The organism is Roseibium salinum (genome assembly GCF_026240905.1).
Taxonomy (GTDB): Bacteria; Pseudomonadota; Alphaproteobacteria; order Rhizobiales; family Stappiaceae; genus Roseibium; species Roseibium salinum.
This window is the reverse complement of the sequence record NZ_JAPEVI010000001.1, coordinates 264,930-277,452: the sequence shown is the minus strand read 5'-3', so window position 1 is coordinate 277,452 and position 12,523 is coordinate 264,930. Positions and strand designations below refer to the sequence as shown.

11 protein-coding genes are annotated in these 12,523 nt (G+C 60.6%); 7 read left to right on the top strand and 4 right to left on the bottom strand.

Annotation, left to right across the window (positions count from 1 at the left end):
* Window positions 1–6: 6 nt before the first annotated feature.
* From ON753_RS01185 to ON753_RS01175, 3 genes are all read right to left on the bottom strand, one after another.
* Complete coding sequence (locus tag ON753_RS01185) at window positions 7–1,305, bottom strand: M24 family metallopeptidase (RefSeq protein ID WP_265960720.1); 1,299 nt, start codon at window positions 1,303–1,305, stop codon at window positions 7–9.
* A 63-nt stretch (window positions 1,306–1,368) separates the two neighbouring features.
* A complete protein-coding gene (locus ON753_RS01180) occupies window positions 1,369–2,178 on the bottom strand; it encodes an SDR family NAD(P)-dependent oxidoreductase (protein ID WP_265960719.1) in 810 nt (269 codons plus the stop codon).
* Window positions 2,179–2,190: 12 nt separating this feature from the next.
* A complete protein-coding gene (locus ON753_RS01175; RefSeq protein ID WP_265960718.1) occupies window positions 2,191–3,945 on the bottom strand; it encodes an extracellular solute-binding protein in 1,755 nt (584 codons plus the stop codon).
* 283 nt (window positions 3,946–4,228) lie between these two features.
* Here ON753_RS01175 and ON753_RS01170 point away from each other — a divergent pair, with 283 nt between their 5' ends.
* The 7 genes from ON753_RS01170 to ON753_RS01140 all read left to right on the top strand — a co-directional run bounded on the left by ON753_RS01170 (window position 4,229) and on the right by ON753_RS01140 (window position 11,238).
* Window positions 4,229–5,191, top strand: coding sequence for a sugar ABC transporter substrate-binding protein (locus ON753_RS01170; RefSeq protein WP_265960717.1), 963 nt, complete (start codon window positions 4,229–4,231; stop codon window positions 5,189–5,191).
* A gap of 66 nt (window positions 5,192–5,257) precedes the next feature.
* Window positions 5,258–6,055, top strand: coding sequence for an SDR family oxidoreductase (locus ON753_RS01165; protein WP_265960716.1), 798 nt, complete (start codon window positions 5,258–5,260; stop codon window positions 6,053–6,055).
* A gap of 27 nt (window positions 6,056–6,082) precedes the next feature.
* A complete protein-coding gene (locus ON753_RS01160; protein ID WP_265960715.1) occupies window positions 6,083–7,114 on the top strand; it encodes an ABC transporter permease in 1,032 nt (343 codons plus the stop codon).
* An 11-nt stretch (window positions 7,115–7,125) separates the two neighbouring features.
* Window positions 7,126–8,127 (top strand): ABC transporter permease, encoded by a 1,002-nt coding sequence (locus ON753_RS01155; RefSeq protein WP_265960714.1) that lies wholly within the window; start codon window positions 7,126–7,128, stop codon window positions 8,125–8,127.
* Window positions 8,124–9,635, top strand: coding sequence for a sugar ABC transporter ATP-binding protein (locus tag ON753_RS01150; RefSeq protein ID WP_265960713.1), 1,512 nt, complete (start codon window positions 8,124–8,126; stop codon window positions 9,633–9,635). Before ON753_RS01155 ends, ON753_RS01150 begins: the two co-directional genes overlap by 4 nt.
* Window positions 9,635–10,510, top strand: coding sequence for an NAD(P)-dependent oxidoreductase (locus ON753_RS01145; RefSeq protein ID WP_265960712.1), 876 nt, complete (start codon window positions 9,635–9,637; stop codon window positions 10,508–10,510). Before ON753_RS01150 ends, ON753_RS01145 begins: the two co-directional genes overlap by 1 nt.
* Complete coding sequence (locus ON753_RS01140) at window positions 10,507–11,238, top strand: ThuA domain-containing protein (RefSeq protein WP_265960711.1); 732 nt, start codon at window positions 10,507–10,509, stop codon at window positions 11,236–11,238. The genes ON753_RS01145 and ON753_RS01140 overlap by 4 nt, the downstream gene beginning before the upstream one ends.
* A gap of 66 nt (window positions 11,239–11,304) precedes the next feature.
* On the opposite strand, the gene ON753_RS01135 is transcribed toward ON753_RS01140, so the two are convergent.
* Complete coding sequence (locus tag ON753_RS01135) at window positions 11,305–12,507, bottom strand: mandelate racemase/muconate lactonizing enzyme family protein (protein WP_265960710.1); 1,203 nt, start codon at window positions 12,505–12,507, stop codon at window positions 11,305–11,307.
* Window positions 12,508–12,523 lie beyond the last annotated feature (16 nt).

The following is a 12,523-nucleotide window of genomic DNA, read 5'->3' as shown; positions in this document are numbered from 1 at the left end:
GGGAGGTTAGTACCGGTTGGCGATCGGAAGGTCCTGGGCCGGGAACAGGGAAATGACCTCGCATCCCTTGTCCGTGACCACGACCTCTTCCTCGATGCGCGCCGCCGAAAAACCGTCCTTCGCCGGACAGTAGGTTTCGAGCGCAAACACCATCCCTGTCTTGATTTCCATCGGATTTTCCAGCGAAACCGCCCGGCTGATGATCGGGCGCTCGTGCAGCGCCAACCCAAGGCCGTGGCCGAACTGAAGGCCAAACGCGGAAAGCTCGTCGGGAAAACCGAACTCCTCCGCCTTCGGCCAGGCCTGAGCCACTACGTCGGTGGACACGCCCGGCCGTATCAGGTCGATCGACGCATCAATCCACTCCCGTGCCATCTTGTAGGCATCCTGTTGCGCAGGGGTCGAAAAGCCGATGTTGAACGTACGATAGTAGCAGGTCCGGTAACCCTGGTAGGACTGCAGGATATCGAAGAACGCCTGGTCGCCCGGACGGAAATACCGGTCCGTGAAGTTGTGCGGGTGCGGATTGCAGCGTTCGCCGGAAATCGCGTTGATCGCTTCCACATCATCGGAGCCCATTTCGTAGAGCATCTTGTTCGACAGGGCGACGATGTCGTTCTCGCGGATTCCGGGCTTCAGTTCCTCGTAGATCATGTGGTAGACGCCGTCGACCATGGACGCCGCCTGGGTCAAGAGCTGGATTTCATCGACATTCTTGATTTCCCGGGCGCTCAGCATGATTTGCTGCCCGTCGACAACCTTGAGACCGGCATCCTGGAGCGCATGGAACATCGCTGTTTCAGCGTAGTCGACACCCACCGGCATGTCGATCATGCCGGCATCGCGGATCAGTCCGGCGATTTCGTCCGCATAGCGCTTCATCAAACCGAAGCTTGGCGGAATGGTGCCGCGCATGCCGACAACGCCGGCCCGGCAATGATCCGGGATCAGCCAGTCGGAGAATTTCTTGTGATGAACCGCCGCGGAGCCGAAATCCCAGACATAGGGCGCGTCATCGCCGGTCAACAGACAGAAGCGGCACATCTTGTCCCGTTCCCATTCGCCGATCTTCGTTGCCGAGACGTAGCGGATGTTGTTGACGTCAAACAGCAGCAGCGTTCCGCAGTCGCTCGCCTTCAGGGCCTGGCGCGTGCGGCCGAGCCGATAGCGGCGCAACCGGTCGTGATCGATGCGGCGCTCGAAATCGACGGATGTGTGACCCCAGGCGGGTAGTCGTCCCTCCCACATCCAGTGCGGTTCAAGGTCCTCGGGTGTCAGAATGTTCGGTGTCAGTGCACGGGACATGAGTCTCTCCTTCAGGCGAAGTCTGCTTCGCCTGTTATTACGGAATATCAGTGAGTTAGCTCGTTATTGCATGATCATGCCGCCATCGATCATGATGAGCTGGCCGGTCATGTAATCGCTCTCGCCGGAACACAGGAACGCGGCGGTTCCCTTGACGTCGTCGGGGGTGGAAAGCTGTTTCATCAAGATCATGGTCTGCGCCAGGTGATCCATCGACTGGCCTTCTTCCTCGAACATCCCGATCTCGACGAGGTCCTTGTCGAGCTGGTTCCAGAGTTCGGTCTTCACCACGCCCGGGGCATAGCCGTTAACGGTGATCTTGTGCGGCCAAAGCGCCTTTGCGCCGCCGATGATCATCGCCAGGGCGCAGTATTTGGAGCAGGAATAGGGAACAACGTCGAGAAACGCGGTCCGGGAGACAATGCTGCCGACATTGATGATCTTGTAGGGATGATCGTCCATCGGCCCCTGTTCGATCATTTTTTTCGCCGCCTCCTGCATGCCGAACAGCATGCCCTTGGCATTGATGTTCATGATCAGGTCCCAGTTCTCCTCATCGATATCGAGGAACATCCTGGGTTTGTTGACGCCCGCATTGTTGAGCATGATATTGATCGACCCGAATGCCTCCGCGGTCGCGTTGACCGCAGCCGTGTGGTCGGCGCGTTTGGTGACGTCGAGTTTCAGGGCAATGGCCTTGCCCTGGCCGCCGGCATTGATCCGGCTTGCGACCTCGTTGACCCCATCGACGTTTATGTCGCCCAACGCGACATTCGCGCCTTGCGCGGCGAAATACTCCGCGTTGGCCGCGCCCATGCCCTGGGCGGCACCTGTGATCAGGATGTTCTTACCTGCAAGACGATTGGGGTCCATGAATTCCTCCCGTTAAAGTTTTCCGGCTTCTCGCAAGAGGCGATCGGCACGATCCTGTGCAGCCTGCAACGCGGCTTTCGGTGATTGGACGCCGCGCAGCATGTCGTGGCATTCCTCTCCGCAAATGCGGATGATGTCGTTGATTTCCGGAACGGGCGGGCGCGGCCAGAACTGCAGTTCGTCGCGCCAGGACATGCCGTCTACCGCTTCGAATATCGGCGAAAGGCGGCGCACTTCGGGATCGGCGCCGACCGAATAGCGCGGATTGGTTCTGCTGCCGTGTTCGACATAGAGTTTTTGCGCTTCGGGCGATGTGAAGACAATCAGCGCCTCGGTTGCGGCCGCCAGGCGCTCGGGGGCAATATTCGCCGGAATTCCAAGCAGGTAGCCGCCGACGGGCGCAATGTTGGCCGCGTTCGGACCCGACGGATGCGGCAGGTAGCCAACCTTGCCATAGGCCGCGCAGGACGGGTTCTGTTCGAAGTAGGGGGCAAGCAGCGTATAGCCGTAGGCCATTGCAACTCTGCCGTTGGCGAAGGGCCGCACGCGCTCGTACCAGGACATCGACAGGATATCCGGCGGCGAGTACTGCAGGAGAGCCATCAGGTATTCAGCTGCGGCAAGGCCGAGGTCGGTGTCTATCGTCGGCCGGTAGTCTGCGCCCGCCAGTCGCGAGGCGTCATAGCCACCCGCCTGTTTCGGAAGATCCAGGATCGGTTGCCCGAAGTCCGCGCAGGTCGTCATGAAAGTGTGACCAAGCGCGGTCCCGCGTGCTGCGTTCCAGGCGATGCCGTAACGTCCCATGGCCGGCTCATGCAGCTCCGCGGCAACGTTCAGGACCGCGTCGGTGGAGTGGGGCGGTTCGAGCCCCGCTTCCGCCAGCAGATCTTTGCGGTAAAACAGTAGCTCCGGGGTTGTCTGCGACGGCACGCCATAAGGCTGGCCGCCCCAATGCGCCGCCTGCCAGCCCGCGGTATGGAAGTCGCTCGGATTAAGCCTCTCGATATCGAGGATTTCGTCCAGCGGCAGCAGATAGCCTTTTTCAGCAAACTCGCCGACCCAGGGGAGGTCGAAGGCAATAAGGTCGTACCTGCTTGTGGTCCGCAGGGCGTTCTTGACCGCTTCCTCATGCAGCCGGTCGATCGAAAAGGCCCGTTGCTGAATGGAGCAGCCGACAACCTGTTCAAACTGCCGCTTCAATCCGTGCATGACCATGAAAGTCGGATCGCCGTGCACGAGAACCCGCAGTCCCCCCGACAATTTCAGCGGCTCGAGCAGGACCTGCGGCGGCTGGATGGTTTGCGCCTCCAGGTAAGACCCGCCGAAATAGTAGTCCTGCGTATCGGCGCGCCGGTCCTCGGTCCCGAATGACTGAGCCGCCAGCCTGCGGACGCGGCTGCTGAACTGTTTCCACTCCTCGAGCATCTTGGCACTCGGGTGAAGCGAGAAACTCCTGCCGCTTGCCGTCCGGGGCCGCTGCTCGATAAGGCCGCTGTCGATCATTTCGCGCAACCGCCGGCTGGCAGTCGCGTAGGGAACGCCGGACGCACCGATCAGGGACGTCGGTGTCACCGCCTTCGCTTCAAGATGTCTTTTTACCAGGTAGGTCGACATTTTGACGTAGGGGTTCGGAGCGGATATCTCCATCAAGCCGTCCAGTTCGTCTCCGAAACTCTCCAGAAAAGTCAGGACCTGGAGGATCTCGGTTTTGGCTTGCGGTGTGAGATACGGCGCTTCTCGAACCAGCTCTCCCTCATATTGGCTCATCGTGCGGCTCCATTTTCCGGGGCTGGATGAACCACCTTATTCAATTTGGATATTTTCTGGATCGACATTGGATGTCCCCTTAAACGTGACGGCAGCAGGCGAGAAGCAAAACTGCCAAACAGTCCATTTTGAACATTAATATATCCAATATGGATAATATTGGGGAGGCGCAGGTTGCCGAGGCTATGCAGTCTTTTTTTACGCTCACGGTGAGTGCGAAATCCGCATTGGAGGAGATGCGGCTTGGATTTGAAACTTAAGGTTTCTCAGGGAGGAAATCGGTATGACGAACACTCTTCGGTCACTGCTCGTTGCAACAACAACAATGACAGGCCTCGCGCTGACCGGTGCCGCGGCTGCGGACGCGATGAAGATCGGTATCACGCAGAACAATGTCGGCGTTGACAGCTATCAGACGACTTATGAAAAGGCATTCATCGCGGCCGCGGAGGCCAACGCCGATGTCGAGACTGTTGTGCTTGATGCCGGCGGCGACGTTGCCCGGCAGATCGCTCAGGTGGAGGACCTGATCCAGCAGGAAGTTGATGCCATCATCATCTGGCCGACGAACGGCGAAGCGGTCATTCCGGCGGTGCGCAAGGCCCAAAAGGCCGGTATTCCCGTCATTGTCACCAATTCGAACATCGCCGAGCAGGGATTTGACTTCGTGAAGTCTTTCTCCGGCCCGGACAACATCACGCAGGGTGCGCGCGCCGCCGAGATCATGTGCGACAAGTTCAAGGAAATGGGCATCGAGAACGAAGCCCGGATCGTCCAGATCTCCGGTCAGCCCGGATACACCACGGCAATCGAACGGGCCAATGGTTTTGAAGACCGTCTTCCGGAAGTCTGCCCGGACGTTACCCTGGTCGAAACGCAACCAGGCGACTGGAACCGCGAAAAATCGCAGAAAGTCATGGAAGCCTTCCTGGTCAAATACGACGACATCGATGGTGTCTATGCCGGTGACGACAACATGGGCGTCGGCGCCCTGAACGCCGCCAAGGCGGCCGGACGCGAAGGCATCATCTTCGTTGGCGCGACCAACTTCGCTGTCGGGTACGAGGCCATGGAGCGCGGCGAGTACTGGGGATCCATCTACCAGTCTCCGGTTGACGACGCGGAAGCGGCTCTGCAGACCGCCATCGATGTGCTTTCCGGCAAGGAAGTGCCCTTCCTGAACTATTTCGACACTCCGAAGATCACCCAGGACAACATGGCCGAGTTCAGCAAGCCGGTCTTCTGAGCCCAAACTGAGCGCAGGAGCGATCCTGCGCCTCTTTTTCCTGCAAGAACGGATTGGGAGGAAATCATGGGCCGTGTGTCCGGACGTTCCTGTATTGTAACCGGCGCGGCCAGAGGGATCGGGCGGGCGATTGGCGAAGCCCTTCTGGGAGAGGGCGCCGACGTCTGTTTCGCCGACATCAACGGCAGTCAGGTTAGGTCGGTGGCCGAGGCCAACCGGGAACAGGCCGACGAGGCCGGTGCGAAAGTCACGTGGGCGGAAGTCGACGTGACCAACCGGGACCAGGTTCGGGCCATGATCGCCAAGACGGTTGCCGCTTTTGGCAAGCTGGACGTCAAGTTCAACAATGCCGGCGTCAACAAGCCGATGAATTTCCTCGACGTGAGCGAGGAGAACTGGAACTTTATCATGAGCGTCAACGGCCTGGGCTGCCTGATCGGCATGCAGGAGGCCGCGCGTCAGATGATCGACCAGGGAACCGGTGGCAAGATCATCAATACCGCGTCGATCGCCAGCCGGCAGGGGTTCGACAATGTCGCGCCCTACTGCGCCTCCAAATGGGCCGTTGTGTCGCTGACGCAATCGGGTGCCAGGGACCTGGCCAAGCACGGTATAACCGTCACCGGCTTTGCACCCGGCGTCGTGGCGACGGAGATGTGGGAGCAGGTGGACCAGGACCTCGTCGACATCGGCGCGGCCGAACGGCCGGGCCAGGCCATGGAGGCGTTTTCCTCCGACATTCTGCGCGGACGGGTTGCCATCCCGTCGGATATCACGGGAACCACCACGTTCCTTGCTTCACGCGACAGCGATTACATGACCGGGCAGATCGTCATGATCGATGGCGGCATGACGCTCGTATAATGGAACCAACGGGTTAGGGAGGCTCAGTTGTCCGACATTTCAACCAAGGCAGTCAGCCCATCCGGCGGCTCGAAGGAGAAGACCATGCGGCGGCTGAACCTGTCGGGTGTGGGCGGTTTCCTGGCAAAGCAGGGCATCCTCGTGGCTTTCGCGCTGTTCCTGATCGGCTTCACGATCGCCAATGATCGCTTTCTGGATCCGGACAATGTCATGGGGGTCATACGTTCCTCCGCCATCCTCGGCGTGATGGCGCTCGGTGTGACGTTCGTCGTGATCAGCGGCAACCTCGACCTTTCCGTCGGATCCATGATGTCGTTTGCGACCATCGTCGTCCTGGACCTGCACGACAAGCTGGGACCCACGCTCGCCATCCCGTCGATGTATGCGATGGTGCTTTGCCTGGGTGCGTTCATCGGGTTTCTCGTCGGATATCTCAAACTCAATTCCCTGATTGTGACACTCGGCATGCTGTCGGCGATCCACGGCCTGACATTGACCTATTCCGGCGGGAAAAACATGGACATCGACGACAAGGCAGGCACCTGGTTCAGTGTCTTCGGTCAGTCCGACGCGCTCGGCATTCCGGTGCCGATCCTGATTTTCGCCCTGGTGGCTTCCATTCTCGGCATCGCGCTTGCGAAAACGCCCTTTGGCCGGAAGGTCTACGCCGTCGGCGGCAACGGCACCGCGGCGACCTTTTCCGGGATCCGCAGGGCCCGGGTGGTGTTCAGCTGCTATCTCGTGTCCGCGTTTTGCGTCGGCACGGCCGGCCTTCTGCAGGCGAGCCGGTCCCTGGGCAGCCAGAATACCGTGGGGCAGGGCCTTGAGCTGGAGGTGCTGGCCGCCGTTATCCTTGGCGGAGCATCGCTCCTTGGCGGTTCGGGCACGATCTTCAAGACCGTCATCGGCGTTCTCATTCTCGGCTTCATCCAGAACGGCCTCTTGCTGGTCGGACTGCAGTTCTACGCCCAGTACGTCGTCACCTGGATCATCATCATCCTTGCCGTCTGGCTCGACGTGGCAGCCAAGCGCGGCAAGCTCTGGTCGCCGATCGCCTAACGGAGGGAAAAATGGAACCTGGAACTCTCAGCACCTTCCTGAAGCGCGGCGCGATCTGGGGCTTCATCATTGTCGAATTGATCTTCTTCTCGGTCGCCGGGGAATATCAGTCGCTGAGCGACAAGGCCTTCATGGACCTTGATAACATGCTGCTGCTTTTCAAGCAGTCGGCTCCGATCGGCATCATCGCCATCGGCATGACCATCATCATGATCAACGGCAATATCGACCTGAGCGTCGGCGCGACCTTCGCGCTCAGTGCCGTCGTCCTGCTCGACAGCATGACCTGGCCGATCTTCGCGGGCCTGGGAGACGGAGTCATTTTCATCGGCTGGGGCCTTGCCCTGATGACGGGCATGTTGCTCGGCGCACTCAATGGACTGATCGTGTGGAAAACCGGTGTCGATGCCTTCATCGTCACGCTCGGATCCATGCTCGGCTATCGCGGCCTGGTCTTCATGTACAATGGCGAACAGCCGACCTCGCACCTCAATTGGACGCTGGTCGATTTTGCCGAAGCCCAGTTTCTCGGGTTGCACACGGCAACCTGGTTCCTGATCGCGGTCACCGCCGTGCTCTGGTTTGTGATGAACCGCACCGTCCATGGCCGCAACGCCTACGCAATCGGCGACAACCGGACGGCTGCGATCAATGCCGGCATCCGGGTCGGTCCGCACATGATGATCAACTTCATGATCATCGGTTTCCTGGCATCTCTTTCGGCCGTAGTCTTCTATTCGGAATCCGGGTCCGTGAACCCCAATGACGGCGAGCTCTATGAGCTCTGGATCATCACCGCGGTCGTGCTCGGCGGCACCAAGCTGACGGGTGGCGCCGGGTCCGTTCTGTCCACCCTGGGCGGGGTGCTTGCGATACAGCTCCTGCGAAAGGGACTGGGGCACATCGGCGCCGACACGGAAACGGTGAATATCGTGATCGGACTGATCCTGATCGCCGTCTTGTTCCTCGACCGCCAGCTCAACCTCAAGGGCCGACAGGAGTTGAGAATATGAGCAATTCGACACCCGCCCTTTGCCTGGAAGGGATCGTCAAGACATTTCCCGGGGTGAGGGCGCTCGACAACGTCTCCTTCTCCGTCATGCCGGGTGAGGTGCATGCCCTGATGGGTGAGAACGGCGCCGGCAAATCGACACTGATGAAAGTCCTCGGCGGGATCTATCAGCCCGATGAAGGCCGAATCATTGTCGGTGAGAAGCCCGTCGTCATGACCTCACCGCTTCAGGCAAAGAGCAAGGGCATCGTCTTCATTCACCAGGAGCTCAGCCTGGCAGAGGAACTGACGGTTGCGGAGAACATCTATCTCGGTGAACTGCCGAAAAAGAGCTTCGGCCTTGTCGACTGGAAGAAACTCTATGCCCGGACCGACGAGATCCTGGGCAAACTCAAGGTCGGTTTCGATGCGAAGACCAAGGTCGGCGACCTGTCCATCGCCAACCAGCAGATGGTTGAAATTGCCCGCGCACTGACCGTCGAGGCCAAGGCCGTCATTTTCGACGAGCCGACGGCCTCGCTGACCGACGCGGAAAAGGTCGTGCTTTTCGATGTCATCACCGATCTGAAGAATCACGGTGCCGGCATCATCTACATTTCGCACCGGATGGAAGAGATCTTCAAGATCACGGACCGGATCAGCGTTCTCAGAGACGGCCAGTATCGCGGCACTCTGGTCACCACCGAGACCAACGAAGATGAAATCACGCAGCTGATGATCGGGCGCAAGCTGGACCTTTCCCGCAATGTCAGCCACCACGAACTTGGCGACGTGGCGCTCGAAGTGCGCAATCTGTCCTGCGGCTCCCTGTTCCGCAACATCAGCTTTGAAGTCCGCCGGGGCGAAGTGGTCGGGTTTTACGGCCTGGTGGGAGCCGGCCGGACCGAAATCGCCGAAACGCTCTTCGGCCTTCGCGAGCCAAGCGGAGGGCAGATCCTTCTCGACGGTGAAGAAACCGTCATTCACTCCCCCGCCGACGCAATCGAGAAAGGCATTTCGCTGGTCCCGGAAGACCGCAAGGGCCAAGGCCTTGTTCTTGGCATGAACTGCCGAGACAACATGACCCTTCCCCAGATCAACGATCTGAAAACCGGGCCGTTTGTCGCCGAAGGCGCTGAGATCGCCATATTCGACCAGTACCGCGACCGGCTCGATATCCGGACGCCCGGATGGAAGCAGCTTGTCGGCAATCTTTCGGGCGGCAACCAGCAGAAGATCGTCATTGGCAAATGGCTTTCCATGCACCCGAACGTCCTGATCGTGGACGAACCGACCCGCGGCATCGACGTGGGCAGCAAGTCGGAGATCCACAATCTGATCCGGGACCTGGCAAGCCAGGGTTACGCGGTGATCGTGATCAGCTCGGAAATGCCGGAAGTCCTGCATGTCAGCGACCGGATCGTTGCCATGTTCAACGGCGAGATCATTCGGACCTTCACCTCCGAAGAGGTAAGCGAAGACAATCTCATCCAGGCGATTTCCGGCATTTCACCGGGCAAGGCGGCGTAGTGCGGGTCGGATTTGCCGGGCTTGGCCGAATGGGCGTGCGCATGGCCGCCAATCTGGCCGCGGCCGGTCACGATGTGACCGTCTGGAACCGGACGCCGGAAAAGGCAGAGACATTTGCGCGGCGCCATGGTGCCAGGAGCGCCACCACGCCGGCCGCGATCGCAGCCGGATCGGATGTCGTCATCTCCATGCTGGCGGACGATGCCGCAGTCGAGAACGTCTATTTCGGTCCGGAAGGATTTCTGAGTGCCTCCGGTGGAGCGTCCGTCTTCGCGGAAATGGGCACGATCTCCATTCCCATGGTGACGAAGGTCCATCAGGCGATGGCCGACGCAGGCCTCAGGTTTGTCGATGCGCCTGTTTCGGGTGCCACGAGGGCCGCCGAGGACGCCCGGCTGCTGATCATGGCCGGCGCGACGCAAGGTGAGGCGCCGGACCTGGAGCCGCTCTTCGGGGCAATGGGCAAACGCACCATCTGGCTGGGGGCGGCCGGGCGGGGAGCGACCATGAAACTCGGCGTGAACATGCTGATCCACGGTCTCAACCAGACCCTGTCCGAGGCGCTGGCCTTGACGTCCGCTGCCGGTATCGCGCCGGACGTCGCTTATGAAGTCGTTGAAAATTCAGCGGCGGCGGCTCCCGTCCTCGCCTACAGAAAAGACCTTTATCTCGACGAACAGGCTCACGACGTCAGTTTCACGGTTGCGCTTGCGCGAAAGGACGTGGGCCTTGCCCTCGATCTCGCCCGGACGCTCGGCGTCATCATGCCCCAGGCGGAACTCAACGAGACGGTTCTGACGGCCGCGGGCGAGGCCGGCTATGACACGCGGGACATGGCCTCCATCCTGACATTTGTTAAAAAGGGATTGAAATGAAAGCTGTGCTTTTCGTCGGCGGCTGGGAAGGCCATGCACCGACCCATTTCAGCGACTGGTATGAAGCGCTCCTGAAGGAGAACGGGTTCGAGGTCGATGTCTACGACACAATGGAACCGCTGGAGCATCCGCAGGATCTGGCCGATGTCGACCTGATCACGCCGATCTGGTCCTCCGCCCGGTCCGGCCACAGGGAAGAGTTCGGCAACATGACCAAGCCGCAGGAAGACGGTCTGTTGAAGTTGATCGCCAACGGATGCGGAATCGCGGGCTGGCACGGCCATATGGGCGATGCCTTCCGCGACCGGCCGACCTACCATTTCCTGATCGGCGGCCAGTTCGTCGCCCATCCGCCCGGCTGGCCGGACAATCTGCAGCCCCGCGAAGACTATATCGACTACGACGTCACGATCTGCCGCCCCGCGGACCCGATTGTCCGGGGGATCGACAGTTTCCGGCTGACGTCCGAGCAGTACTACATGCTTGTCGATCCCTCGAACGAGGTCCTGGCGACCACGACCTTCTCCGGCAAGCACCTCTGGTGGATCGAAGGCACCGTCATCCCCGTGGTCTGGAAACGGCGGTGGGACAAGGGGAGGGTATTCTACTGTTCGATCGGCCATGAACTGGACGACCTGAAACTTCCCCAGGTCACGGAAATCATCCGGCGCGGGTCGTTGTGGGCAGCCGAGGGCAAGGCGATGGCGGCCGCGGACAGGTGGTCATAGTCGTTGCCGATATATTACTGCCGCGATCCACGAACGACCGTCCCGGCAGGACTGTTCTCCCGACACCTACAGCGCGTTGGCGTTGGTGATCCGGCGCGTGGTGGTAAAGCGTTTGTCCAGGTCGGGTGACAGCTCCAGACCGAGCCCCGGTCCGTCCGGGACCGTGATCTGCCCGTTTTCGATCGGTGGCAGGGCCGTGACCAGGTCACGGTACCAGGTGCGATGGAAGGCCCTCACGCTTTCCTGGATAACCGCGTTGGGTGCCGCCAGGGACAGATGAGTGGAGGCTGTGAGCACCACGGGACCCGTGCAGTCATGGGGCGCGATGGGCAGTTTTTCCGCTTCGGCCATGGCGGCGACCTTGCGGGCCGTCGTGATGCCGCCGCACCAGCTCAGGTCCAGCATCACCACACCGGCGGCCCCGGTCGCGATCAGGTCGCGGAAGGCGCCGATGCCCCCGAGCGTCTCGGAGGCGGAGACCGGCGCGGGGGAGGCGTCGGCATAGCGCTTGAGCAGGTCCAGACTGTCGAGGCGAATGGGATCCTCGTGCCAATAGGTGCCGAAAGGCGCAAGCGCCTTGGCGATCCTGATCGCCGGGAGCAATTGCCACATCGAGTGAAACTCGACCATGATGTCGATCCTGTCGCCCACGGCGGCGCGGATCTTTTCAAACGGCACCAGCGCGGCCTTCAGATCCTCTGCCGAGATGTCGAGGCCGCGGGTCTTTTCCGCCGCCATGTCGAACGGCCAGATCTTCATCGCCGTGATGCCCTCGTCGAGAAGCGAGAGGGCCAGTTCGTCCGCCCGGGAGAGGAACCCGTTCAGGTCGTCGTAGTGGCCCCCGGTGCCCAGGCCGTAATTGTCCGTCTGCTGTCCGGTATCCTCCTTCACATAGTCGGTGCCGGCGCAAGTGTTGTAGGTCCGGATCCAGGGGCGGGTGAAGCCGCCCAGAAGCTGTGCGACGGGCTGGCCCGTGACCTTGCCCATCAGGTCCCAGAGCGCGATATCCAGTGCCGAGTTGCCGCGCGTTTCGGCGCCCGACGACCTCCAGCCGAGATAGCCTTCCGCCCTGAGGGACAAATACTCGATCCGGCGCGGATCCTCGCCGATCATCAGGGGCGCCAGGGTTTCGTGAATATGGGCCTCGACCGTTCCCGCTCCGTAGAAGGTCTCGCCCAGGCCGGTAACGCCCTCGTCCGTGTGGACGAGCAGCCAGATGAGATTGGGTCGCTCCGCGATCCGGATGGTTTCAAGCGCGGTGATCTTCATGTCAAATCCCCATCGG

Bases quoted from the DNA above. Each gene is read 5' to 3' on its own strand.
- ON753_RS01185 (WP_265960720.1), bottom strand. From the start codon at position 1,305: ATGTCCCGTGCACTGACACCGAACATTCTGACACCCGAGGACCTTGAA.
- ON753_RS01180 (WP_265960719.1), bottom strand. From the start codon at position 2,178: ATGGACCCCAATCGTCTTGCAGGTAAGAACATCCTGATCACAGGTGCC.
- ON753_RS01175 (WP_265960718.1), bottom strand. From the start codon at position 3,945: ATGAGCCAATATGAGGGAGAGCTGGTTCGAGAAGCGCCGTATCTCACA.
- ON753_RS01170 (WP_265960717.1), top strand. From the start codon at position 4,229: ATGACGAACACTCTTCGGTCACTGCTCGTTGCAACAACAACAATGACA.
- ON753_RS01165 (WP_265960716.1), top strand. From the start codon at position 5,258: ATGGGCCGTGTGTCCGGACGTTCCTGTATTGTAACCGGCGCGGCCAGA.
- ON753_RS01155 (WP_265960714.1), top strand. From the start codon at position 7,126: ATGGAACCTGGAACTCTCAGCACCTTCCTGAAGCGCGGCGCGATCTGG.
- ON753_RS01150 (WP_265960713.1), top strand. From the start codon at position 8,124: ATGAGCAATTCGACACCCGCCCTTTGCCTGGAAGGGATCGTCAAGACA.
- ON753_RS01140 (WP_265960711.1), top strand. From the start codon at position 10,507: ATGAAAGCTGTGCTTTTCGTCGGCGGCTGGGAAGGCCATGCACCGACC.
- ON753_RS01135 (WP_265960710.1), bottom strand. From the start codon at position 12,507: ATGAAGATCACCGCGCTTGAAACCATCCGGATCGCGGAGCGACCCAAT.